The organism is Phocaeicola sp. RTP21359st1_B8_RTP21360_211022 (genome assembly GCF_040911965.1).
In the GTDB taxonomy this organism is placed as follows: Bacteria; Bacteroidota; Bacteroidia; order Bacteroidales; family Bacteroidaceae; genus Phocaeicola; species Phocaeicola vulgatus.
On record NZ_JBDFXP010000058.1, the window covers coordinates 1 to 24,667 of the forward strand.

20 protein-coding genes are annotated in these 24,667 nt (G+C 40.2%); 12 read left to right on the top strand and 8 right to left on the bottom strand.

What is annotated here, in order from left to right; translation table 11 throughout:
* Positions 1–102 precede the first annotated feature (102 nt).
* Entirely contained in the window at positions 103–717 is a 615-nt protein-coding gene (locus tag AB5062_RS20195; protein WP_005848506.1) for an OmpH family outer membrane protein, read from the bottom strand.
* 22 nt (positions 718–739) lie between these two features.
* Complete coding sequence (locus tag AB5062_RS20200; RefSeq protein WP_005846293.1) at positions 740–967, bottom strand: hypothetical protein; 228 nt, start codon at positions 965–967, stop codon at positions 740–742.
* A 221-nt stretch (positions 968–1,188) separates the two neighbouring features.
* Here AB5062_RS20200 and AB5062_RS20205 point away from each other — a divergent pair, with 221 nt between their 5' ends.
* Both AB5062_RS20205 and AB5062_RS20210 read left to right on the top strand, forming a co-directional pair.
* Positions 1,189–2,646 (top strand): aminoacyl-histidine dipeptidase, encoded by a 1,458-nt coding sequence (locus AB5062_RS20205; RefSeq protein WP_005848504.1) that lies wholly within the window; start codon positions 1,189–1,191, stop codon positions 2,644–2,646.
* Between the two features lie 5 nt (positions 2,647–2,651).
* Positions 2,652–3,662, top strand: coding sequence for an endonuclease (locus AB5062_RS20210; protein ID WP_032952504.1), 1,011 nt, complete (start codon positions 2,652–2,654; stop codon positions 3,660–3,662).
* 76 nt (positions 3,663–3,738) lie between these two features.
* Here AB5062_RS20210 and rlmH read toward each other — a convergent pair whose 3' ends face one another.
* Positions 3,739–4,212, bottom strand: coding sequence for a 23S rRNA (pseudouridine(1915)-N(3))-methyltransferase RlmH (gene rlmH, locus AB5062_RS20215; protein ID WP_005846300.1), 474 nt, complete (start codon positions 4,210–4,212; stop codon positions 3,739–3,741).
* A gap of 80 nt (positions 4,213–4,292) precedes the next feature.
* On the opposite strand from rlmH, the gene nadC reads away from it, so the two are divergent.
* Positions 4,293–5,144 carry a carboxylating nicotinate-nucleotide diphosphorylase gene (gene nadC / locus AB5062_RS20220; protein WP_008671123.1) on the top strand — a complete coding sequence of 284 codons (852 nt, stop codon included), beginning with the start codon at positions 4,293–4,295 and terminating at the stop codon, positions 5,142–5,144.
* Positions 5,145–5,248: 104 nt separating this feature from the next.
* On the opposite strand, the gene AB5062_RS20225 is transcribed toward nadC, so the two are convergent.
* A complete protein-coding gene (locus AB5062_RS20225; protein WP_005846304.1) occupies positions 5,249–8,068 on the bottom strand; it encodes a two-component regulator propeller domain-containing protein in 2,820 nt (939 codons plus the stop codon).
* Between the two features lie 242 nt (positions 8,069–8,310).
* Here AB5062_RS20225 and AB5062_RS20230 point away from each other — a divergent pair, with 242 nt between their 5' ends.
* The 3 genes from AB5062_RS20230 to AB5062_RS20240 all read left to right on the top strand — a co-directional run bounded on the left by AB5062_RS20230 (position 8,311) and on the right by AB5062_RS20240 (position 13,880).
* Positions 8,311–11,349 (top strand): TonB-dependent receptor, encoded by a 3,039-nt coding sequence (locus AB5062_RS20230; RefSeq protein ID WP_032952503.1) that lies wholly within the window; start codon positions 8,311–8,313, stop codon positions 11,347–11,349.
* Positions 11,350–11,362: 13 nt separating this feature from the next.
* Positions 11,363–13,078: a RagB/SusD family nutrient uptake outer membrane protein gene (locus AB5062_RS20235; RefSeq protein ID WP_008671127.1), complete on the top strand. Its 1,716-nt coding sequence runs from the start codon at positions 11,363–11,365 to the stop codon at positions 13,076–13,078.
* A gap of 205 nt (positions 13,079–13,283) precedes the next feature.
* Positions 13,284–13,880: a DUF4923 family protein gene (locus AB5062_RS20240; RefSeq protein WP_005848491.1), complete on the top strand. Its 597-nt coding sequence runs from the start codon at positions 13,284–13,286 to the stop codon at positions 13,878–13,880.
* Between the two features lie 73 nt (positions 13,881–13,953).
* Here the strand turns inward: AB5062_RS20240 and recA are convergent, their stop codons facing one another.
* The 4 genes from recA to AB5062_RS20260 form a co-directional block, all read right to left on the bottom strand.
* Positions 13,954–14,997 (bottom strand): recombinase RecA, encoded by a 1,044-nt coding sequence (recA, locus tag AB5062_RS20245; protein ID WP_005846374.1) that lies wholly within the window; start codon positions 14,995–14,997, stop codon positions 13,954–13,956.
* A gap of 12 nt (positions 14,998–15,009) precedes the next feature.
* On the bottom strand, positions 15,010–15,456 hold the full coding sequence (gene bcp, locus AB5062_RS20250; RefSeq protein ID WP_005846375.1) for a thioredoxin-dependent thiol peroxidase: 447 nt from the start codon (positions 15,454–15,456) through the stop codon (positions 15,010–15,012).
* 67 nt (positions 15,457–15,523) lie between these two features.
* Positions 15,524–16,717 (bottom strand): saccharopine dehydrogenase family protein, encoded by a 1,194-nt coding sequence (locus AB5062_RS20255; protein WP_005846376.1) that lies wholly within the window; start codon positions 16,715–16,717, stop codon positions 15,524–15,526.
* Positions 16,718–16,800: 83 nt separating this feature from the next.
* Positions 16,801–18,054: a hypothetical protein gene (locus AB5062_RS20260; protein ID WP_008671130.1), complete on the bottom strand. Its 1,254-nt coding sequence runs from the start codon at positions 18,052–18,054 to the stop codon at positions 16,801–16,803.
* A gap of 124 nt (positions 18,055–18,178) precedes the next feature.
* Here AB5062_RS20260 and AB5062_RS20265 point away from each other — a divergent pair, with 124 nt between their 5' ends.
* The 6 genes from AB5062_RS20265 (at position 18,179) to AB5062_RS20290 (ending at position 24,598) form a co-directional block, all read left to right on the top strand.
* Entirely contained in the window at positions 18,179–18,970 is a 792-nt protein-coding gene (locus AB5062_RS20265; protein ID WP_032952502.1) for an META domain-containing protein, read from the top strand.
* A gap of 328 nt (positions 18,971–19,298) precedes the next feature.
* Entirely contained in the window at positions 19,299–21,212 is a 1,914-nt protein-coding gene (dnaK, locus tag AB5062_RS20270; RefSeq protein ID WP_032952501.1) for a molecular chaperone DnaK, read from the top strand.
* A gap of 226 nt (positions 21,213–21,438) precedes the next feature.
* Entirely contained in the window at positions 21,439–22,374 is a 936-nt protein-coding gene (locus tag AB5062_RS20275) for a site-specific integrase (RefSeq protein WP_005842489.1), read from the top strand.
* A 295-nt stretch (positions 22,375–22,669) separates the two neighbouring features.
* A complete protein-coding gene (locus AB5062_RS20280; protein WP_005840564.1) occupies positions 22,670–23,320 on the top strand; it encodes a UpxY family transcription antiterminator in 651 nt (216 codons plus the stop codon).
* A gap of 17 nt (positions 23,321–23,337) precedes the next feature.
* Positions 23,338–23,772: a BT0820 family HAD-type phosphatase gene (locus tag AB5062_RS20285; protein WP_005840562.1), complete on the top strand. Its 435-nt coding sequence runs from the start codon at positions 23,338–23,340 to the stop codon at positions 23,770–23,772.
* 25 nt (positions 23,773–23,797) lie between these two features.
* Positions 23,798–24,598, top strand: coding sequence for a polysaccharide biosynthesis/export family protein (locus AB5062_RS20290; RefSeq protein WP_005840559.1), 801 nt, complete (start codon positions 23,798–23,800; stop codon positions 24,596–24,598).
* Positions 24,599–24,667: the final 69 nt, after the last annotated feature.

A 24,667-nucleotide genomic window follows, 5' to 3' on the forward strand; every position in this document is an offset into this window, starting at 1 on the left:
GTAATAACAAAGCCCCTGCTTGTGAAAGTCGGGGCTTTGTGCATAAAAAAAGAAGGTGCGCATTTTGACACACCTTCTTGCATATATAAGGTTGATGAACTATTATTTTTTTACAGAAGAGGGAGTATAACGTGCATTCAGTCCGTCAATGATTTCTTGTGTGATGTTGTATGCCGGATTAGCGTATAGCAAGTTGTCAAATCCTGTATTGCTGATAATCAGATCATATCCTTTGTTCTGATTATAAATTTTCAAGAATGAATTGATAGAATCACGTAACTGCAAACTGTTCTTTTGGTTTTCAGAAGCTAGCTCGTCGCTTAGTTTCTGTTGGAGTGCCTGCAGTTCTTGTTGTTGTTTCATCAGTCTCATCTGTTCTTGTTCAGCACGTTCACGTGTAGCAAAGCCATTATTTTCCAGTTTGCGTTGGAATTCTTTAGCATCAGCATCCAGCTTCTTTGCTTTTTCATTTAAAGTAGTGCGGATATTTTCTTCTTTCTGTATCATCACTTCATTTAAGTCATTCCAGAAATTGTACTTAGTCAACAGTGAATCGATTTCCACATAAGCTATTTTCATGTTTGAGGAACCTGCAACGCCGGCAGCCGGAGCAGCGGAAGAAGTTGCAGCGTTGTTGTTTTTGTCGCTACATTGTGCGAACACTAACACGATGGCTAGCGCTAGAAATCCATTCAGGATGAAATTTGTTCTTTTCATAATCTTTTTCACGTATTGTTTATTAATTATTATCCGTTTTGCTTTGCTTTTCAATTTCGGCTATGGCATTTTTATTAGGTTTGCGTGCTTCACGATCTTGTGATTGCACACAGCCTATTCCTTTTTTACGGAGTGCCTTATTACCGCTTACATGCGTGTTTGGAAACTTTCCTTTTAGAAAGATTCCGATAGACAATAATGCTATACAGATAGCAACTATTAACACAGTTATAAGGATAGTATCAAGCATTTCTATTATTTTTGTGGTGCAAAGTTAGTGTAAGGCAAGGGAAATGCCAAATTTATTGAAGCATTTCGTGTCTGCGGACTAAATTTGCATAGCAAATATAGAATTTTGCAATGATTTAGCTTTCTCTTTTTTCATTAAAAAAGAGGAAGTGTCCTATTTAAGAGAATTATTTAACTATTTTTTGCAAATTTGGAAACTGAATTTGCCTAAACGACATGATTATGAATGAAAAGAATTTAAAGCCTGCATCTGTCTTTTATTATTTTGAAGAGATATGTAAGGTACCCCGTCCCTCTAAAAGAGAGGAGAAAATAATTGCTTATTTGAAAGCCTTCGGTAGAGAACATGGTTTGGAAACCAAGACAGACGAAGTAGGCAATGTATTAATTAAAAAGCCTGCCACTCCGGGTAAGGAGAATTTGAAAACTGTGATTTTGCAGTCTCATATAGATATGGTTTGTGAAAAAAACAGTGATGTGGAGCATGATTTTCTAATTGATCCTATTGAAACAGTGGTGGACGGTGAATGGTTGAAAGCCAAAGGTACTACATTGGGGGCGGATAATGGTATCGGTGTGGCGACAGAATTAGCTATATTGGCTGCTACTGATATAGAGCATGGTCCGCTGGAGTGTCTTTTCACGGTGGATGAAGAAACTGGATTGACAGGTGCTTTTGCATTGAAGCCAGGGTTTATGACTGGTGATATTCTGATTAATTTGGACTCGGAAGATGAAGGAGAATTATTTATCGGCTGTGCCGGTGGGGCAAATACTACAGCGGAATTTACTTATCAGCCTGTTTCTGCCCCACAGGATTATTTCTATTTCCGTGTGGCGGTCAAGGGATTGACTGGTGGGCACTCCGGTGATGATATTAATAAAGGTAGAGCGAATGCCAATAAGCTGCTGAATCGTTTTCTGACCCAGTTGGCTTCTAAATATATTTTATATTTATGTGAGATTGATGGCGGAAACCTGCATAATGCCATACCTCGTGAGGCACAGGCATTATGTGCGGTACCTATGAAGGATAAGGAATCGGTTCGTGTAGATTTGAATATCTATACCGCAGAACTGGAGAATGAATATGCTGCGACAGAACCGAACTTGAGAACCGAACTCTCTTCTGAATCCCCTTGTAAGGAAGCGATAGATATGACTACTGCCGGACACCTTCTGAGAGCTGTTTACGCTGTGCACAATGGAGTGTATGCCATGAGTCAGGATATTCCGGGATTAGTAGAAACTTCGTCTAATCTTGCTTCCATCAAACAGGTAGAGGGAAACAAGATTAAAATAGTGACTAGCCAGCGCAGCTCCATTCTTTCATCACGCAAGGATATGTCCGAGATGATCCGTTCTGCTTTTCTTTTGGGAGGTGCTGAAGTAACAACTGGTGAAGGCTATCCAGGGTGGAAACCGAATACGGATTCTCCAGTTTTGAAAGTTGCGGTAGATAGCTATAAAAAACTTTTTGGTGTGGAACCTAAAGTAAAGGCAATTCATGCCGGATTGGAGTGTGGTTTGTTCCTTGAGAAATATCCGTCACTGGATATGGTTTCTTTTGGACCTACTCTGCGTGGTGTTCATTCACCTGATGAGCGTATGCTGATACCTACTGTAGATAAATTCTGGCGTCATTTGCTGGATGTATTGGTTAATATACCGACAAAATAATTTATATGAAGAAAACAATTTTATTTCTTTGTTTGTGCTACCTGGTAGGGGTGACGTATGCACAGGAACCGTTTCGAGTAATGTTCTATAATGTAGAGAATTTGTTCGATTGTCAGCACGACACGTTGAAAAATGATTATGAATTTTTGCCAGATGCTCCGAAAGGATGGACACAAGCGCGCTATCATGATAAATTGGCTAAGATAGCTAAGGTTATTATTGCCACCGGTGAGGAAAATGTTCCCGATTTGGTGGGGCTTTGTGAAGTGGAAAATGATCATTGCTTGAAAGATCTGACAGAAAACTCGCCATTACGCGAGGCAGGTTATCGTTATGTCATAACTGATTCTCCTGATGAGCGTGGTATTGATGTGGCGTTGCTTTATCAGCGAGGAAGTTTTAAGTTGCTGGGCAAAAACAGCCTTTCTGTTCCTTATAAGGAGATGGAACGCCGCCCTACACGTGATATCCTTCATGTGATGGGGCAGGTAGCATCAGGTGATACTTTGGACGTGTTTGTGTGCCATATGCCGTCTCGTGCCGGTGGTGAGGAAAAAAGTGAGCCTTATCGTCTTTTCACTGCACAGATATTGAACATAGCGGCAGATTCCATCATAAACCTTCGCCAGCATCCCAATGTGATGATAATGGGTGATTTTAATGATTATCCCACTAATAATTCGATAGCTAAAGTATTGGGTGCCGTGGCTCCGAAAGGTGAAGTACAGGCTAAGAAACTGTATAATCTGATGGACGGGCGTAAGGAGGGAACCTATCGTTATCGAGGTGAGTGGGGCGTACTTGATCAGCTGATTGTTTCCGGTTTTTTGTTACAAGGGCATGATAGTATGCGCACTTCATATGATAAGGCACAGATTTTAAAATATCCGTTCCTATTGGAAGAGGATGAAAAATATGGTGGTGATATCCCATCACGTACCTACTGGGGAAAGAAATATCATGGTGGCTATAGCGACCATTTACCAGTGTGTGTGGACTTTGAAATTGGAAAATAGGGAGAGAATTAGTGGTTAGTGATGAATGGACTGCGCTATTATGCCGCAGGTGTTAATCACTAACCGCTATATATTTCTATTCATGATGATAAGGACCGTTATTCAATATAGTCATCGCCCGGTATAGCTGTTCTACGAAAATAAGGCGTATCATTTGATGTGAGAAGGTCATCTTGGATAATGAGATCTTTTCTTGGGCTGCATCATATATTTTGGGTGCAAATCCGTATGGTCCCCCAATGATGAATACTAACCGTTTGTTTACAGTGTGCATTTTGCGTTCTATCCAGTTGGCAAATTCTACGGAACGGAATTCTTTTCCATGTTCATCCAATAAAACCACTACATCGCCCGGCAACAAAGCTTTCAGAATTAGTTCTCCTTCCTTCTCTTTTTGTTGCTCCATACTCAGGTTTTTGGTGTTCTTGAGTTCGGGGATGACTTCCATATCGAAAGAAATGAAGTGCCTGGTACGTTCCACATAATCATTGATAGCGGTGATATAATGTTTTTCGACAGTGCGTCCTACTACTAATAATGTAAATTTCATACGTTCTTTTCTGGTTTACTTTGCAAAAATACGGAAAATCTCTACCTTTGCCTATCAATTCATAAAAAAACGATAACATTATGGACGAATTAGTAGTAAAAGACTTAATAGACAGACTGATAGACCTGTCTTTTGCTGAAGATATAGGTGATGGGGATCATACTACCTTGTCATGTATTCCCGCAGATGCAATGGGAAAATCAAAGTTGTTGATTAAGGAAGAAGGTATTTTGGCAGGCATTGAAGTGGCTAAAGAAGTATTTCGCCGTTTTGATCCCACAATGAAGGTGGAGGTGTTCATTCAAGATGGAACTCACGTGAAACCGGGTGATGTGGCTATGGTGGTGGAAGGTAAAGTTCAGTCACTTCTTCAGACAGAACGCTTGATGCTGAATATCATGCAACGCATGAGTGGCATTGCTACTATGACCAATAAATATGTGAAGAAACTGGAAGGTACGAAAACTCGTGTACTTGATACCCGTAAGACAACTCCGGGTATGCGTATCATGGAGAAGATGGCTGTAAAGATAGGAGGAGGATGTAATCACCGTATCGGTTTGTTTGATATGATTCTGCTGAAAGACAATCATGTAGACTTTGCAGGCGGCATACACAATGCAGTATCTCGCGCAAAAGAGTATTGCAAGGCGAAAGGTAAGGATCTGAAAATTGAATTGGAAGTACGCAACTTTGATGAATTGAATCAGGCATTGGCAGAAGGTGTGGATCGTATCATGTTCGATAACTTTACACCCGAAGATACTCGTAAAGCTGTAGAAATAGTAGGTGGACGTTGCGAAACCGAATCTTCCGGAGGTATTACTTACGATACCATGTTGCCTTATGCGCAGGCAGGAGTGGATTTCATTTCTTTCGGTGCGCTGACTCACTCCGTGAAGGGGCTGGATATGAGTTTCAAGGCTTGTTAATATTGGTGTCATTTTATGACCCGTTGAACGAAGTAAAGAATCTGAATGTCAGTTCTTTATTTCGTTCAAAATAATAAATGGCAGGCCTTATTTGCTCTAACAGTTTATATGTGTCCGCTATTTTTGTTTTTCTCCTTGAATTGTGAAGGTGTAACCCCTTTCATCTGTTTAAATGAAGTACTGAAATAGCGCGGATAAGAAAAACCTACTTCATAGGAAATCTCGCTAATGCTCAGATTGGTATTTGCTAAAAGGTATACAGAGCGTTCTATGCGTAGTCTGTTGATATATTCATTGACCCCTAATCCGGTAATTTGCTTTACTTTATTATATAAAGATGCACGGCTCATGGCCATGGTATCTGTCAGGTACTTGATAGATAGTTTTTCACTTGATAGATTCTCATTGATAATTTGATCCAGTTTTTTTATGAAATCTGCGTCAGCACTGCTGAGTGGAGTTGCTTCCATTGATTGAGGATATGAAGCATCTGTTATTTCTTCCAAGTCTTTCTCTTTTGTATTTTCTTCTTTATTTCCCAGTACATTATAGAGGACGGTTTGGACAAAATCGCCCATTTCATCTCTCATTTCCTTCTTTTTCTTATGAAATACCCAAAGAGCTATTTTAATGGTAAAAAGAATAAATAAAAGAGTACATATCGAGAAAAACCAACTACTTTTATACCAGGGTGGAGTGATGACAATGTTGATTATGGGTACAGGAGTAGTGTATTCACCATCTTTGGTGCTGCTTGATACCCAGATTTTATATTTACCTGGTGACAGGGAAGATAAAGAGAGTTCGGAGTCGAAACTTTCGACCGTTTGTTTTCCTCTGCCTGATATGGTATATCTGAGCAAGTTCTTTTGGAAGATATCTTCATTTTTTACACATATATGAATGGTCAATGAATTGTAGTTCCATGGAATATGAAGTGTCTGATTCTTCATTTGTTTCAGATAAGAACATCCGTTAAATTTAATATCTGCCAGACTTATCTGAGGTATTTGCGTTTCAGACTGAGGAATATTGGTATTGATTTTCACTAGCCCTTCCGCACCTCCCAAATAAACAAAATTGGGATTGGATAGTGTATAGTGTGCAGCTAGTATGTCGTTAGGCAGAAATCCGTCAGAACTGTTCCACAATGTGAATTTCTTTTCTTTAATCAGATAAGAAAATAGTTTGTTGTGTGCACAAATCCATAATCTTCCTTTTTTGTCGCCAATGAGGAAAGATATTTTTTCAAAATAGTTGGTATGTATATGGTGGAATTTTTTGTGTATCATATCATAACATCCCAGACCTCGGTCCGTACCTATCCAAATAGTACTATCCTGATAGGCAAGAGCTGTAATTGTCTCCTCTGGGTCTATTTCACATAAAAGGCTGATACTGTCGTTTTCTTGAGGTACATAAAATATTTGATTGACACGTTTTAATAATGAGAAATGCTCATTGGAATAGACGAGACGCAATGCATCCGTATTTTTCAGATTGTTGGTGGGCATTAAAGAGAATTTTCCACTTAATGGATGGTATACCCATGGACGGTAACTGATAATGTAAATTTTATCATTGGCTACTTGATGGGCCAATGGAAGATAGCCATAGAAGCATTCTTTGTAATTTGTACCTTCATCAACAATGGTAAAGGGGCGGTAAGTGCCGGTTATTTTATTGAAAATAAATATACCCTTTGTATAAAGAGATACCATCAACTCCTTTTCAGATATTTTGGCGATAGAGGCCACTTTGTCTCCGTAGGTCGAAGGAAAATGGGTAAACTGATCGGTGTGTGGATCATATAGATTAATACCTCCTCCATCTGTACCAATCCATAATTTGTCATCGTCATCTTCATATAAGGAAATGATAGACTTATCGCTTAAACCGTTGGAGTTGTTCAGGGCTACATCTTTATAAGTTCTTATATAGGTTTTCTTAATGTTAAAGATACCCCCTCGGACACTACCTGCCCATAAGTTCCCGTTTCTGTCCTCGTATAATAAGACAATAGAATTGACAGGCAAAGAGAAGTTGTCTCCAGCCACATGACACATTACTTTGATTTGGTCGGAGTTCATGTCAAGTATATTGATACCTCCTCCGTCTGTAGCAATCCATAATTGTCCTTTATGTTCGATGATGTCTAGCACATAGTTATTGTTTAAAGAAGAAGTCTTTGATGTATAAGACTTTACTATCTTGCCATCTTGGTTGTAGCAATAAATCCCATTGCCGTAAAAAGAGGCATATACATACTTGTCTGATACCACATAGAGCGAAATCAGTAGATGATGGATATCTGATGTGAAACGGGTGAGCTGTTGCGTGCAACAATCATAGAGATAGATACCTTGTTCTTTGGTCCCTATCAGTATTTTATTTTTTTTCAACTGAACCATTTTTTGTATCCGGTATTCGGATATATCCAAATTCTTCTTCTGGCAAATATAGATGCTGTCCATGGTCCGGCTTTTATAATTATAGCGGAAAATGATATTCTCACTTCCAAACAATATACCTCCTTCAATGCAGAGGGAAGAATAAATACAATTGTATCCAGTAGGCGTGAAATTATGATTATCGCTGTTATATAAAACCATCTCTTTGGAGGTGGCCACCCAGATGGTACCTAATGAATCTTCTACTATGTGATTGATGTAATTGTTAGGTAAGGATAGGGAATCACTTTCATGGTGAATGAAGGTTTTTAGTTGCTGCTGGAAATAATAGTTCAAGCCGCTCTGAGTACCTATCCATAGTCTTCCTTTCTGATCCATTGTAACGGAGGTAACAGAAGCTTGTGATAATCCTTGATTAGTGGAAAGTTGGGTGAAAGAGTAATTAAAGTCTTGTCCACTTGCAATTGACACCCCTCCCCATATAATATATAGTATAAGTAGAATTCGGTACATCTCTTTATGATTTTAGAACAAAATTAAACTTTTTTCCTGATAGAGAAAAGCTTCACAAATCTTTTTTTTAGATAAATAAGGAACTAATTTATATGATTTTTGATTTTTATCGTATTACTTTTTAAAATTTAGACGATAGTTGATTTGTTTTATACGCACACGGACCCCTCTTGAGGGGGGATATAGTTAATTTTGCTGCAAATCATCAAACTTAGTTTAACCTTAAATGATTTAAGAATTTTATGAGGAAAAAATTATTGCCGTTAGGTAGGCTGTTCGAGTCTGCGTGGTACAATCCAATTTTGAAAGCTGTACCAATGAGTATGGGTATATTGATGTCGGGTAATGCCGGGTATGCAATTGCCGGAAATATGAGTGACAACGTAGTAATAGTACAGCAACAGACAATTAGTGTAACTGGTACAGTTATTGATGCGAGTGGAGAACCATTAGTCGGTGTAAACATTGTAGAGGCAGGAACCGTAAATGGGGTTATCTCCGATTTTGAAGGTAAGTTTACATTGAATGTGAAGCCCAATGCTACGTTGAAGATCTCTTATATCGGATATATTGCTCAAAATATATTGGTAAAAGGGCAAAAGAATTTGACTATAACCCTACAGGAAGATACTGAGACTTTGGATGAAGTGGTTGTGGTGGGTTATGGTACAGTACGTAAGGCTGACTTGGCAGGTTCGGTTTCCGTTTTGGATAGCAGGAATTTTAAGGACCAGCCCATTACTCAAGTAAGTGATGCGCTTCAAGGGCGTGTTGCAGGTGTGAATGTGGTCAGTGATGGTGTTCCGGGTGGTTCGGTAAAGATTCGCATTCGTGGTACCAATTCCATTAATAAAAGTAATGATCCCCTTTATGTCGTAGATGGTATGGTTCGTGAGTCGGGTCTTGAAGGTATAAATCCGGAAGATATTCAAAGTATGCAAATTCTGAAGGACGCTTCCTCCACTGCTATCTATGGTTCACGTGGCGCCAACGGTGTTGTTATCATTACAACCAAGAGTGGTGTGAAAGGGCAGACTAACATCACTTTTGACGCCTCGGTAGGAATCTCTCAGGCTACCAATCTTCCCAAGATGATGGATACCAAAACTTATGCCCAAGCACTTGTTGATTATGCGGGTATTAGTGCGAGTGAGGTTTCTGATTATTTGGATGGCAGTAATCCCGGTATTGATTGGACGGATCAGATGTTCCGTACAGGTGTGACTCAAAACTACAAGCTTGTCTTTTCAAAAGGCTCTGAAGGAACTCAAACGTATGTTTCCGCTAACTATATGGGTGATGAAGGTGTCATTGACAAAAATAGTTATGAACGTTATTCGGCTAAAGCCAACATTAAGATCTCTATGGCTAAATGGCTGGATGTTACTGTCGATTTAAACGCATCTCATGGTGTTGGTAAGGGTATTGGGGGATTGGAGATGTCAGGTTATAATCCCTTGTGGATAGCCTTTAATTCCTCTCCGACCATGACTATGACAGATAAAAATGGTTACTATAATTGGGACCCTTATGGTACGATTCAGGCTAATGCTTATGGTATAATCGCAGCCAGCGAAAGTGAGCGCCGTCGCGATGTGTTCAGCGGACATATTGATCTTAAATTCAATATTATCAAAGGCTTGACTTTTACAAGCAGCAATGGGGTTGATTATTATAATAATACTTCCTATAGCTTCACACCACAATCTGTAAACGGTGCAGGAAAGAATAGCATGGGTAACAGTAATTTACAGCGGATGTTGCTTCAGTCCTCAAATAACATCACCTATAATCATACCTGGAATGACAAACATTATTTGACCGTAACAGGGGTTTGGGAAGCAACAAAAAGTACGATTCGTAATATGGGGATTTCCGGTTCTTCACTTCAAGCTGAATCAGTAGGCTGGTGGGATGTGAAGAATGCTGTCACACGTGATGCAACCAACGGCTATTCGGATTGGGCATTGCTTTCAGGGGTAGGACGTGTTATCTATAATTACGATAATCGCTATATGCTGACTGGTACGTTTCGAGCCGATGGTTCCAGCCGTTTCACCAATGATAAGTGGGGGTATTTCCCTTCTGTAGCTGTTGCATGGACTGCTTCCAATGAATCGTTTATGGAAAGTACCCGTGACCTTATCAGTAATTTGAAGATACGTGCCAGTTATGGTGTTATAGGTAATCAGGATATTGATCCTTATTCAACTCTTGCAATCCTTAATACGACTACCACTTATTTCGGTAATTCTTCAGGAGTAACCGGTTATTGGGCCAATACGCTTGCAACTCCTGATATAAAATGGGAAAAGACAAAGCAGTTTGATGTGGGTTTCGACTTGGGTCTTTTTAATAATCGTATTGACTTGAGTGTGGATTATTTCAATAAAAAGACATCTGATGCACTTCTTTCAACCAAGTTGGCTGATTATTTGGGTGGAACTTCTTATTTGATTAATGCCGGTGAGGTTTCCAACCAAGGTTTTGATATTGCTCTTACTGCAAATATCGTTCAAAGCAAGGATTGGAGTTGGTCAACCACACTTAATGGTACTTACTTGAAAAATAAGGTAACAAAACTGACTGCTCAGGAACCCATTATTTATGGTGGTTCTTTCCAGTCCATTATCACTGATTGTACTATTATTAAGGAAGGTGAAGCGATCGGTACTTTCTTTGGTTATCGTTGGGCAGGAATAGACAATGAAGGATATGACACTTTTTATACTGCCAATGATGAAATAACACGTAATCCGTCTACAGATGATCGTGTTGTGCTCGGTAAAGCAAGTCCCGACTTTACACTGGGATGGAACAATTCGCTGCGTTATAAAAACTGGAGCTTGAATGCATTTTTCAATTCATCTTTCGGTGCCAAACGTTTGAACGCCCTCCGTTTTGCCATGAACTCTATGATTGGTAATTCACGAATGTTTACTGATGCGGATTTTTTGAAGGAAATAGGTAAGACGATGCCCGATCCCCGTGTTGAAAACAATCAATATCTGGGCAATTCGACCAAATGGGTGGAGAATGCAGATTATTTCCGTTGCGAGAATGTGACTTTAGCTTACGATTTTCCGAAAAGCATGACCAAAATAGCCGACCTGCGGCTCAGTTTCAGTATTCAAAATCTCTTCACTATTTCCAGTTACAAGGGATCCAATCCTGCTGGTTACTCTTTTTCAAGTGACTATGGTGATCGTGCAAATGGTATTGATACGGGTACTTATCCTACTCCTAGAACTTTTACTTTTGGTGTACGTATGAACTTCTAAATGATTGACAATTATGAAAAATAAAATAGTATTAGGCTGCTTTATTGCAGCATCTATGTTGGCAATGCCTTCTTGCAGTGATTTTCTGACTGAAAACCCGAAAGGAAAATTAACCCCTGAAAATTTCTTTTCCAATCAAAACGAACTGGATATGAGTGTTTATGCCCTATATGCCAAAGTACAGGCATCCCAATGTAACTCTAATCCGATGATTGTGCAATGCCAGGGAGATGACGTAACCTCAACTACGGGATCAAACAAGGGTGCTTATCTTTCTGCAGATGCCTTTGAATCTCCTTCTGACACAAAAGGTCTTGAAGGAACTTGGAGTCGTTTTTATACGATCATCAAGGCAGCAAATTTAATCATTGATAATGCTGGAAAGGCTATGACTTCTCAAGAGGAAATCAATATTGCTCTTGGTCAGGGTTACTACTGGCGTGCATTCGCTTATTTTAATTTGGTGCGTGTTTTTGGTCCGTTGCCTATGAATCTTCATAATTTGCCAGACAACAATTTGACACCTCTATCGACGGTTGCAGAAGTATATGAGCAAATCGTGTCAGACTTGAACGCTGCCGAAGCCTGTAACCTGCCGGCTAAATATACGGAAGCTAACCGTTCCATTGAAGGACAGAATATTTACGTTTCAGATCAGACAGTAAAGGCGACTTTGGCAGCTGTTTATATGGCGATGGCAGGTTACCCTTTGAATAAGACCGAGTATTATGCAAATGCGGCTGACAAGGCTAAGGAAGTAATGGATGGCGTGAATAAGGGTACCTATGACCACTCTTTGCTTTCTGAATGGAAGGATGTTTTCTCTTATGGTAAAAACCATCATAATGAGACGCTCCTTGGAATAGATTACAATTCTAATTTTGGCGGTTGGCAGGAATGGGATTCACAACTTTCATCTTGTCATCAATCAGGAAAACTTTGGAGTGGCTGGGGGGATTTTTTGGCAGAGCGGCGTTATTGGAAAAACTTTCCTGATGGTCCTCGTAAAGATGCTGTTTATTCAAAACAAATTCTATTAAACAATGGAGTGTTGGTTGACTGGTGGGCAACTACGGATGGAAAGCCCTATAATGGTACGAATGCAGTATTTGCCGATTATCGCCCGATGTTTGTGGCGTTTACCGTCAATAAAGACCCTGTGACAGGACTTCCTGCATCGGCTGCTTTCGATTACACCAAACCTATTTGGGGAGGTATGTGTATTAACAAACGACATCAACTAATCCGCTATTCAGAAGTTCTTCTTTGGTATGCCGAATCTGCGGCACGCGCAGGAAAGGATCTCAGCTTGGCTAAATCTGCTCTAAAGCAGGTACGTGCACGTGCTTGTTCCGATGAATCATTTGTAGCTGCTGTGGATGCTATGAGTGCTGAACAACTGGCAGAAGCAGCATATGAAGAACACGGTTATGAAGTGGCTGGTTATGTATTGGCTATGGTAACCCGTCGTTCTGATGAGTTCCGCATGAACCGTCTCAAAGAAAGTTATGACTACCGTAGTGGTTCTCAGGATGAAGTATTGGTTCCTGCCGGTACATTGACTTATAGCTACGACGAAGAAACTAAGACGACTTTTACCTATGCTCTTCAGGAAGATTTGAAAATGGAAGAGAATATGTCTGTAACTGTTCCTTGGAATGGTGAGGCTTCCATTTATCATAATTATCCTCCGAAGGAAGTTGAGAAGAATCCGAATCTGAAACGTTGATATAACGATTAGCTGTTGATTTTAAATTATACTTGAAAAGTTGGAATAAGTATTTGTTATACCTTGGTAAAGATTGTTTGAGGCGTACTGGAAAACTTTCGGTACGTCTCTTTTATTAGAAGGTAAAATAAGCCAATTGGTCGATTATTTGCTTTGGTTGTAATGTTTATTGTTTATCTTTGCAAACAATTAAAATCAATAAAACATGAATAGTAAAACTTTGTTGAAATGTTTATGTATGTGTTTGGCTATGTTTGCCATTTTGGTTAATGCCAATGCTCAAGATTTGAAATCTATATTGACCGGCGTAGCAAAAGCGGTAGTAGGTGATAAAGCAACAACTTCATCTTCTATTATAGGTACTTGGAAATATGTAGGTCCGCAATGCCAGTTCGAAAGTGAAAATTTACTGGCTAAAGCCGGTGGAGAAGTAGCTGCGAAAGAAGTGGAGGAGAAGATGCAGACTGTCTATGACAGAATAGGGATGAGTGGCTGTGAGTATACTTTTAATGAAGATGGAACTTATTCATACACATTGAAAAAACGTACAATGAGTGGCACTTACACGTTCGATGATAAGGAAAAGACCATTACTATGAAGGGAAAATTGGGAGTAAAAACTGTTGCTCATGTCACAGTGACCGGAAATGATATGAGTCTGGTCTTTAATGCGGATAAATTAATGTCAGTATTGAAAACGATTACAGGTACTGTTTCTAAAGTGAATTCTACTGCTGCCACCATTAATAGTGTAGCCGGATCTTATGACGGTTTGATGTTGGGATTCGATTTGAAGAAGTAATTATAGAATAGGAGCTAGGTTATAATAAAAGGAAGTCATTAAGATGGCTTCCTTTTTTATAGTAAAAATCAAATTATTCTTGTTCTTTCAGTGCTGCGAAAATCAGACCTTCCAGTTCTTCCGCCAGTTCGGGGTTGTCCTGAATCACTTGTTTGGAGGCGTCACGTCCTTGTCCCAGTTTGGTTTCGTTGTAGCTGTACCATGAACCGCTTTTCTTGATAATGCCTAAATCAGCACCTAAATCAATGATTTCACCAGCTCTTGAGATCCCTTCACCAAACATGATATCGAATTCGGCTTTACGGAAAGGAGGTGCCACTTTGTTTTTCACCACTTTTACTTTAGTCTGGTTGCCGATTACTTCTTCACCATCTTTCAGTTGAGTGGAGCGACGGATATCCAAACGTACGGAAGCGTAGAATTTCAGAGCATTACCACCGGTAGTTGTTTCAGGGTTACCAAACATGATACCGATTTTTTCACGCAACTGGTTGATAAAAATACAAGTTGTATTGGTCTTGCTGATGGCTGACGTAAGCTTGCGCAAAGCCTGAGACATCAAACGTGCCTGTAAACCTACTTTGTTATCACCCATATCTCCTTCAATTTCAGCTTTCGGAGTCAATGCCGCGACAGAGTCGATAACAATGATATCAATGGCGGATGAGCGTATCAATTGCTCAGCAATTTCAAGTGCCTGTTCACCGTTATCGGGTTGTGATATCCATAAGTTATCTACATCCACTCCCAGTTTGGCCGCATAGAAACGATCGAAAGCATGCTCGGCATCAATGAAAGCGGCAATGCCGCCTGCCTTCTGAGCTTCAGCAATGGCATGGATAGCCAATGTAGTCTTACCGGATGATTCGGGACCATAAATTTCTATGATTCTACCTTTGGGATAGCCGCCTACCCCTAATGCGGCGTTCAAGGCGATAGACCCGGTAGGAATCACTTCCACTTCCTGTACGTTGTCATCACCCATTTTCATGATAGAGCCTTTACCAAAAGTTTTCTCTATCTTATCCATTGCAGCTTGCAGCGCTTTCAGTTTTTCACTATTTCCGGCACTCGGACTTGCTGAGAATGGAATTTCTTCGTTATCTTTTTTTGCCATAAATCTGTTGGTTTATAAAATTTGTTGTGCGTGCTCTTTTGTTTTCACCTCTTTGGGAGAGATGATACGTTCAATCACGCCTTCTTCGTTAATGATGAAAGTTGTACGGAATGTACCCATATATTTACGTCCGTACATACTTTTTTCTCCCCATACTCCGAATTGTTCTACCAACTTCTTGTCGGTATCGGCAATAAGAGTAAAGGGTAGCTCATTCTTTTCAATAAATTTCTGATGCGATTTGGCATCATTCACACTGACACCGATTACTTCATAACCATGGGCGCGCAGTTCCGCATAATTATCACGCAAATTACATGCCTGGGCAGTACAACCCGATGTCATATCCTTAGGATAAAAATAGAGTACTATCTTTTTTCCTTTATAATTACTTAAACGAATTTCTTCTCCTTTTTCGTTTAAGCCTAATATTTCCGGGGCTTTATCTCCTATGTTCATTTTTTAGTGGTTAATGATTAATGGGTAGTGTGGCCCAAGTATGAATTATGGGCCATTAATCACTATTTTAAAGTTCTAGATCACCATCGAATACTTCATGCCAAGGCAAACCTTGTTTGTTCAGTTGTTCCATAAATGGATCGGGATCAAACTCTTCCACATTCCATACTCCCGGACGTTTCCACAATCCTTGCAGGAACATCATGGCTCCAATCATGGCTGGAACTCCAGTTGTATAGCTTACTCCCTGCATTCCAGTTTCTTTGTAAGCTTCTTGATGGCTACAGTTGTTGTAAACATAGTAAGTACGTTCTTTGCCATCCTTTACGCCTCGGATGCGGCATCCGATAGAAGTTTCGCCTTCATAATTTTCTCCTAGATCCTGTGGATTGGGGAGTACGGCTTTTAGGAATTGTAACGGAACAATTTTCACTCCGTTATAATCTATTTCGTCAATGCGGGCCATACCGATATTCTGGATGACACGCAGATGAGTCAGGTATTCCTGACCGAAAGTCATCCAAAAGCGAGCACGTTTGATGGTCGGGAAATTCTTAACTAATGATTCCAGCTCTTCATGATACAGCAAGTAGGAATCACGAGGACCGATATTGGGATAAGTCAGATCCTTGTGGTATTCCAATGGCTTGGTGGTCACCCATTTGCCTTCTTCATAATAACGTCCGTTCTGAGTAATTTCGCGGATATTGATTTCAGGATTAAAATTGGTAGCGAACGCTTTGTGATGGTTGCCGGCATTACAGTCCACAATATCCAAGTAGTGCATCTCGTCAAAATGATGTTTTGCTGCGTAGGCTGTATAAATGCCACTTACTCCCGGGTCGAACCCACAACCCAGTATCGCTGTCAGTCCTGCGTCTTCAAAACGTTTTTTATAAGCCCATTGCCAGCTGTATTCGAAATGAGCTTCATCCTTTGGTTCATAGTTTGCTGTATCCAGATAATTCACCCCGGCTTTCAGACAAGCTTCCATGATGGTCAGATCTTGATAAGGCAGAGCTACATTGATGACGATTTCGGGTTTGAAACTATTAAACAGGGCTACCAGTTCGTCTACATTGTCCGCATCTACCTGTGCAGTCTTAATAGCTGGATTGCCGATAGCTTTTACGATTGCATCACATTTTGATTTTGTACGGCTGGCGATCATGATGTCAGTGAATACATCCGGATTCTGAGCCACTTTGTGTGCTACGACAGTACCTACACCGCCTGCACCGATAATTAATACTTTACCCATTTGCTGTTTTTTATTCTTGTTAAAATAAAATGCCCGGCAGACATTACCGTTCACAGGGCAAAGATAACAAAATATTTTGGGTATTAGTGGATACGGTCTAGTTTCTTATTGGTGAAATCTAAGGTTTTTCTTTCGTAGGACCATGTTTCATAGCCCCCCGTGACTATATGAATGCGCATGGGATTACCCAATGCCAGACGACATTCGTCGGTTGTCATTCCTTTTCGTACCTTACCGCGGCTTATCATGTTCCAAACTTCTTCTGTGATATTCGGATACTTGGTTCGTAAGTTGCCTATGCCGAATAGATCCGTAAAATAATTGTCTGATTGTAAAATCACATCAACTACACTCGTATGGGTGAATGCAGCTTTTATCTTATAATTCTTTCCATCTATGTCTTCCAGTTCTAAAAAGACGTAAGGAGAGTTGTTTTGTGAGATTATATTTTTGATGGTGAATTGTGTATATCGGGGAAGTCTCACCGGAGTGTCTGTTTCATCTAGACATTCCGTTTCCGCTTTCAGATAGACAGGTTTTTTCCCATATTTACTCATCAGATTCTTTGATTTTTTTGTATTTGCATTACTGAAGCTAAATGAATTTGGAAAATATTTATTTTTATTTTCCATAATAAAATCACTGTCTGCCATGCCACAATTAGTCTTTGATATAGCTACCGGCTGATAGTAGGTGTTTCCTTTCTTGTCTTGGAATACGATTTTTACAGGGTATGCGCGGCTGCCCACTCCGACAGCTGTTACTGTTACTTCTTCATTTATACCAATCGGGACCTCTTTATAGCCCGATATGCTGTTGGGATCATCTATACGTACTTTATTGGTACGCATATATAGGGTTTGTCCTTCCAGCAGTTCTTTGGCTATGTCCACATCACCCAGGTAGGCAAGGGTAGGAATACCGGCTTTGGGCTTCAGGCAATATTGTTCCAGAGTGGTGTTTTTAAGTTCGTGATAATATTGTTGCCCTTCACATTCAAAGTTAAAATGTACAAAGCCCCGTTCGGTAATTTCTGAACCCAGATATTCAAAAATCTTATGTTTTAACTCTCCTGTATCCACCTCCTTGTTGGTTTCCGCCGATTTAAAAGGAGGAATAATGATGTCTTTACGTTCCGGCATCACCATGAATTTCATGCCTGGTGTCCAGTCACACAGGTTGTAATACTTGAAATGATCGTTTATAAACTGTTTTTCCAAAGATTCTACGGAAATACTTGTTTGTTGTGAAGTAGTCGTGACTATATATCCGTTTTGTGCATAAGTGCATAGGCTACAGCTTGTTGCCCCAATTAAAATGGCTAAAAACCTTTTCATTGCTTTAAGTGTTAGTATATATAAATTGATACAAAGGTATAAAATTTTTGTGTATAATTGCTATAGTGAAAAATAAAATGGTTAGTTTTGCACACTAAACTAACAGATTTAACAAAAAAATAATATGAAAAAACTAGTATTGAAAATGATGGCTGTTTGTGCCGGAGCATTGATTGTATCTTGTGGTAGTGGAAAGAATATGTTGTCTGTTTCTTCTCTGGATGGGGAATGGAATATTACAGAGGTGGATGGACAGAAGATATCTACAGAGAGAATGCCTTTCATTGGTTTTGATGTAGCTCAGAAACGTATTTATGGCAATAGCGGATGTAACCGTATGATGGGAAGTTTTGAAGCCGACTCTCTGAAGCCAGGTACATTGAAGTTTGGACAGATAGGAAGTACCCGCATGATGTGCCCTGATATGAAGACTGAGCAGATGGTATTGGGTGCATTGGATAAAGTGACTTCTTTCCAGACGGTTTCTGACAAGCCCGACGTGATAACTCTATGTAATCAAGATGGTCAGCCGTTGATGACTTTGGAAAAGAAGGCGGCTCCGGAAGTGTCACTGTCTGATCTTTCAGGAGAATGGGTTATTGAATTGGTGAATGGAAAGAAGATTGTAGGTACGGCTGAGGTGACCCCTTTTATCGGTTTTAATTTGGATGAAAGCCGCATTTACGGTAATGTGGGCTGTAATACCATAAATGGTGCGTTAACGCAGGAAGATGGAAAACCCAATTCTTTGAGATTTGACAATGTTGCTACTACCATGATGATGTGTCCTGATATGGAAACTGAAACTATCGTGCTGAATGCTTTGAATGAAACAAAAAGTTTCAGCATGAAAGATGATAAAGTATATTTGTTAGGTGAAAATGGAAATGAATTGTTGGTGTTGAAGAAACAATAATCCATCTACATTCGAATTGATATGGGTCGGCCTGTTTTCTCATAAACGAGAAAACAGGCCGATTGCATTTATGGCATTATGCTAGGATGCTGACAGGTATTTTATTTGGTGGAGTTCTGACATTCTTGCCTTATATGAATCCATTTAAAAGTATCATATAGCAAATAAATCAGTCATTTTGTCAGCCTTTGTCACATTCTTATTTTTGGCATACCGTTTGTTTTATGAAGGACGTGCGGTTGGTGCACCAAAGAAAAAAGAAGTCCTTCGTGAACCATTCGCCAAGAAATCAGTTTAATTGAAAACAAATAAATAAAGATATATAATTATGGGAAAGATTATTGGTATTGACTTAGGAACCACAAATTCATGTGTTTCAGTATTTGAAGGTAATGAACCGGTAGTAATCGCAAACAGCGAAGGTAAACGTACCACTCCGTCTATCGTTGCATTTGTTGACGGTGGCGAACGTAAAGTAGGTGATCCTGCAAAACGTCAGGCAATCACTAATCCGCAACGTACTATTTTCTCTATCAAGCGTTTCATGGGTGAAACCTGGGATCAGGTACAGAAGGAAACTGCTCGTGTTCCTTATAAAGTAGTGAAAGGTGACAATAATACTCCGCGTGTAGATATTGACGGACGTCTTTATACTCCGCAGGAAATTTCAGCTATGATTCTGCAGAAGATGAAGAAAACTGCTGAGGATTATCTGGGACAAGAAGTTACAGAAGCCGTTATCACCGTTCCGGCATACTTCTCGGACTCACAACGTCAGGCTACTAAAGAAGCTGGTCAGATTGCAGGTCTGGAAGTGAAACGTATTGTGAACGAACCGACAGCTGCTGCTTTAGCTTATGGTCTTGATAAGGCTCACAAAGATATGAAGATTGCTGTATTCGACCTTGGTGGTGGTACATTCGATATCTCTATCCTTGAGTTTGGTGGTGGTGTATTCGAAGTACTTTCTACTAACGGTGATACTCACTTGGGTGGTGATGACTTCGACCAGGTAATCATTGACTGGTTGGTACAGGAATTCAAGAATGACGAAGGTGCGGATTTGACAAAAGATCCGATGGCTATGCAACGTCTGAAAGAAGCTGCTGAAAAAGCTAAGATTGAATTGTCTTCTTCTACTTCAACAGAAATCAACCTGCCATACATCATGCCCGTAGACGGTATGCCTAAGCACTTGGTTAAGACTTTGACACGTGCTAAATTTGAAGCTTTAGCTCACAATTTGATTCAGGCTTGTCTTGAACCTTGCAAGAAGGCTATGAGCGATGCAGGCTTGAGCAACTCTGATATCGATGAGGTAATCCTTGTTGGTGGTTCTTCACGTATTCCGGCTGTTCAGGAATTGGTAGAAAAATTCTTCGGTAAGACTCCTTCCAAGGGTGTTAATCCTGACGAAGTGGTTGCTGTAGGTGCTGCCGTTCAGGGTGCTGTTTTGACAGATGAAATCAAAGGTGTGGTATTGCTGGATGTTACTCCGTTGTCAATGGGTATCGAAACATTGGGTGGTGTAATGACTAAGTTGATTGATGCAAACACTACTATCCCGGCCCGCAAGAGTGAGACCTTCTCTACAGCTGCCGATAACCAGACTGAAGTGACTATCCACGTACTTCAAGGTGAACGTCCGATGGCTGCACAAAACAAGTCAATCGGTCAGTTCAATTTGACTGGTATTGCTCCGGCTCGTCGTGGTGTTCCTCAGATTGAGGTGACATTCGATATCGATGCCAACGGTATCTTGAAAGTATCTGCCAAGGATAAAGCTACCGGCAAGGAACAAGCTATCCGTATCGAAGCCTCCTCTGGTTTGAGCAAGGAAGAAATCGAAAAGATGAAAGCCGAAGCTGAAGCTAATGCAGAAGCAGACAAGAAGGAACGTGAAAAGATTGACAAATTGAATCAAGCTGACTCCATGATTTTCTCTACTGAAAATCAGTTGAAGGAATTAGGCGACAAGTTGCCGGCTGATAAGAAAGCTCCGATTGAAGCTGCTCTTCAGAAACTGAAAGATGCTCATAAAGCACAGGATTTGGCTGCTATTGATACTGCCATGGCTGAACTGAATACAGCATTCCAGGCTGCCAGCGCTGAAATGTATGCTCAGAGTGGTGCACAAGGTGGCGCTCAGGCTGGTCCGGGTGCAGGACAACAGGCTAATCAAGGTTCTTCTTCTAATAACAAAGAAGATATTCAAGATGCGGATTTTGAGGAAGTCAAATGATTCCGATAAGGAAACAGATAACAAACAATAAGCAAAAAGCGTGCAGCTCAATGAGCTGCACGCTTTTGTATTTTTTATTGTTATATACTTGTCGATATAAGCACACTGAGTTCTTTCTCTTTAATTCTAAAGAATCTATTTGCCGTTACAAGTATTTAAGTCCTCATTAAAATATAAATCATGATATTATATTTTTCTTTGATGATTTATTTAATTAACCTAGGTAATGGCAAATATGAGATTAGTAAAATTAAAGAACCGTCCGAGTAAGGGCGTTTTCGTTTTTGAATACATGCAGGAGCAGATAGAGCGTCTTAGAGGGCAAGGAAAAGAACGGACAGTCGAAACATATCAGTCCGCATTGAACAGCTTCATGAAGTTCCGTGACGGCATAGACTTATGTTTTGATGAGATGGATGCAGATTTGATGGAACATTATGAAACGGAGATGCGCTCCACTCACCATTTAAGTCGTAATACCACCTCTTTTTATATGCGTATTTTGCGTTGTGTGTATCGCAAGGCAGTGGGTGAGGGACTGGCCCTTCCTGCAGATCCTTTTGAGAATGTATATACTGGTGTGGACAAGACCTCAAAGAGAGCTGCCACCCTGACAGATATCAAACACATCAAGCAGTTGGATCTTTCCGATCATAAATCATTGGAATTTGCACGAGATATCTTTCTCTTTTCTTTCTATATGCGAGGAATGTCTTTTATAGATCTTGCCTATTTGCGTAAAAAAGATCTCAATAGTGGCTTTGTGAGTTATAGCCGTCGTAAAACAGGTAAGAAACTCATTATACGGTGGGAAAAACAGATGCAGGAGATTATTGACAGATACGGAGATTCGGAAACACAATATCTTTTACCTATTATAGAACGAGAAGATGGCACGGAGCGCAGACAATACCGGAATAAAATGTTGCTGGTGAACCGTAAGCTGAAGAAGATTGCAGCCCGGGCAGGATTGACCACACCACTTACTATGTATGTGGCGCGCCATTCCTGGGCAAGTATAGCTAAGACGAAAAACATCTCGATTGGTATTATTAGCGAAGCGATGGGGCATGATTCAGAAACTACTACACAAATCTATCTTTCGTCTATACAGACTAATCAGATAGATAATGCAAATAGAAATATTTTAAAAGATCTATAAGAAGGGGAATATTTGAATTATTTTGAAATTAGGACGCACTCTTATATAGAGAGCGTCTATCGGCTGCAAAGGTATAGATTTATTTTCATTTTCTAGCATTTACAGACTGTAAACTGATAAAAAAAGTTTTTTCTCTCTCTATATATAATAAACTTATGGGCTGATTTTATTCATACAACTTACTACATAAATGGAAATCAGAAATTTAAGAAATCGGACGCTCTCTATATAAGAGTGCGTCTGTTTTTAGTCGGATTATTCCACTATGAGTATTGTAAATAACAAGGGCAAAGACATGCCACAACAAATTTTGGGAACGACGGTTCAAAAGACCGACGACGCCGTAGGCATATTCCGAAATGATCAGGAAAAAAAGCATTGGTATGTGGCTGTTGTAAATAACAGAAGTGAAAAAGCCTGTCAGGATAGATTACGAAAACGTTTGAAAAACGAAACTGATAGTGAGAAAGCTTATGAAGTTTATGTCCCTATCCAACAGGAGATGAGTATTCGTCATGATGGTAAACGTAAAAAAGTGGACCGTATTGTTTTCCCTGCTCTTGTGTTCATTCGCTGCACAGATTCAGTAAGACGGAAAGAAATAGTCTGCCTTCCTTATATAAAACGTTTCATGGTTAACATAGCCGGTTCTTCCCGAAATACTTGCCGTCCCGTAGCTATTATTCCAGATCATCAGATGTACAGCTTGATGCGTATGGTCAATGATGCCGAAGAACACGTCACTATTGAGTCATGCCCTCTGCATTTGGGCGATCGTGTCCGTGTAAACGGTGGCAAACTGGTAGGGTTGGAAGGGAATATATGTCGTGAAATAGATGGTTCTACTAGTCTGGTTGTAAAAATTGATATCCTTGGATGTGCTAAAGTTACCATTGCTAGAGAATTGCTGGAACCTATAGCGGAAAAAAACTCAGTTAACATATAATTATATATTGACATACAATGACCATAGCAGTAGACTTTGACGGTACTATTGTTGAGCACAAGTATCCGGCAATCGGCAGGGAGTTGCCGTTTGCCATTGAGACATTGAAAAAATTGCGTGACGAACATCACAGGTTGATTCTATGGACAGTGCGTGAAGGGCGTCTGCTTGACGAAGCTCTTGCCTTTTGCCGTGATCGCGGTCTTGAATTTTATGCCGTGAACCGCGACTATCCGGAGGAGGAGAAAGGGCGTAACAATCATTACTCACGCAAGCTCAAAGCCGATCTTTTTATAGATGACCGCAACTTGGGAGGCCTTCCCGATTGGGGTACTATTTATGGAATGATTCATGACGGAACCACTTTTTCGGATTTGATACGTAATGCCGGTGAATCTCCTGTTTCGGAGAATCACGGCAGAGGTCTTTTCTCGCGCCTGTTTGGCAGATGATTGAATAATAAATGAAAAAACTGATATGAAGACTTTAAAGAAACTATTATTGTTTGTTGTGGCATCCGCCTTGTTGGCAGGCTGCACCTCCTATAAAAATGTACCTTACATGCAGAATCCCGAGGTAGTGAACAGTTACAGGGAAGATCTTCCCCTTTATGATGCAAAGATTATGCCGAAAGATTTGCTGAGTATAACTGTGAACACGAGTGATCCTCAGGCTGCCGCTCCTTTTAACCTGACGGTACAGACTCCTCTGAATGCAGCCCTGACCAATATTAATACTACCACACAACCCACTCTCCAGCAATACCTGGTAAATAACAAGGGTGAGATAGATTTCCCCGTTATCGGTCGTCTGAAGGTAGGCGGCCTTACGAAAAACGAGGCGGAAGATTTGATCCGTGAGCAATTGCAGCCCTATCTGAAAGAGAGTCCTATCGTTACAGTCCGTATGGCAAATTACAAAATTTCGGTATTGGGAGAGGTGAACCGTCCGGGTACTTTTACCGTAGGAAATGAAAAGGTAAATATCCTTGAAGCTCTTGCCATGGCGGGAGATATGACTGTTTATGGCGTCCGTGACAATGTGAAACTGATTCGTGAAGATGCAAAAGGCAAGCGTGAGATTATCAATTTGAATCTTAATAATGCAGAGCTGGTTGTATCTCCCTATTACTACCTGCGCCAGAACGATATCATCTATGTAACGCCCAATAAGACAAAAGCCAAGAACTCGGACATTGGCAGCAGCACCAGCATATGGATCAGTGCTACATCCATTTTGGTATCTCTTGCAAGCCTTCTGGCAACCATCTTGAAATAAAACTCATAAATATAATTGTTGATTACAAACTGTTGATATGACTGACGAACAGAAGAACACCCCTTCGGG

Coding starts and splice junctions, on each gene's coding strand:
- recA (WP_005846374.1), bottom strand. CDS start 14,997: ATGGCAAAAAAAGATAACGAAGAAATTCCATTCTCAGCAAGTCCGAGT.
- AB5062_RS20275 (WP_005842489.1), top strand. CDS start 21,439: ATGGCAAATATGAGATTAGTAAAATTAAAGAACCGTCCGAGTAAGGGC.
- AB5062_RS20240 (WP_005848491.1), top strand. CDS start 13,284: ATGAATAGTAAAACTTTGTTGAAATGTTTATGTATGTGTTTGGCTATG.
- dnaK (WP_032952501.1), top strand. CDS start 19,299: ATGGGAAAGATTATTGGTATTGACTTAGGAACCACAAATTCATGTGTT.
- AB5062_RS20260 (WP_008671130.1), bottom strand. CDS start 18,054: ATGAAAAGGTTTTTAGCCATTTTAATTGGGGCAACAAGCTGTAGCCTA.
- AB5062_RS20290 (WP_005840559.1), top strand. CDS start 23,798: ATGAAGACTTTAAAGAAACTATTATTGTTTGTTGTGGCATCCGCCTTG.
- AB5062_RS20230 (WP_032952503.1), top strand. CDS start 8,311: ATGAGGAAAAAATTATTGCCGTTAGGTAGGCTGTTCGAGTCTGCGTGG.
- AB5062_RS20235 (WP_008671127.1), top strand. CDS start 11,363: ATGAAAAATAAAATAGTATTAGGCTGCTTTATTGCAGCATCTATGTTG.
- nadC (WP_008671123.1), top strand. CDS start 4,293: ATGGACGAATTAGTAGTAAAAGACTTAATAGACAGACTGATAGACCTG.
- rlmH (WP_005846300.1), bottom strand. CDS start 4,212: ATGAAATTTACATTATTAGTAGTAGGACGCACTGTCGAAAAACATTAT.
- AB5062_RS20265 (WP_032952502.1), top strand. CDS start 18,179: ATGAAAAAACTAGTATTGAAAATGATGGCTGTTTGTGCCGGAGCATTG.
- AB5062_RS20205 (WP_005848504.1), top strand. CDS start 1,189: ATGAATGAAAAGAATTTAAAGCCTGCATCTGTCTTTTATTATTTTGAA.
- AB5062_RS20280 (WP_005840564.1), top strand. CDS start 22,670: ATGCCACAACAAATTTTGGGAACGACGGTTCAAAAGACCGACGACGCC.
- AB5062_RS20285 (WP_005840562.1), top strand. CDS start 23,338: ATGACCATAGCAGTAGACTTTGACGGTACTATTGTTGAGCACAAGTAT.
- AB5062_RS20210 (WP_032952504.1), top strand. CDS start 2,652: ATGAAGAAAACAATTTTATTTCTTTGTTTGTGCTACCTGGTAGGGGTG.
- AB5062_RS20200 (WP_005846293.1), bottom strand. CDS start 967: ATGCTTGATACTATCCTTATAACTGTGTTAATAGTTGCTATCTGTATA.
- AB5062_RS20225 (WP_005846304.1), bottom strand. CDS start 8,068: ATGTACCGAATTCTACTTATACTATATATTATATGGGGAGGGGTGTCA.
- bcp (WP_005846375.1), bottom strand. CDS start 15,456: ATGAACATAGGAGATAAAGCCCCGGAAATATTAGGCTTAAACGAAAAA.
- AB5062_RS20255 (WP_005846376.1), bottom strand. CDS start 16,717: ATGGGTAAAGTATTAATTATCGGTGCAGGCGGTGTAGGTACTGTCGTA.
- AB5062_RS20195 (WP_005848506.1), bottom strand. CDS start 717: ATGAAAAGAACAAATTTCATCCTGAATGGATTTCTAGCGCTAGCCATC.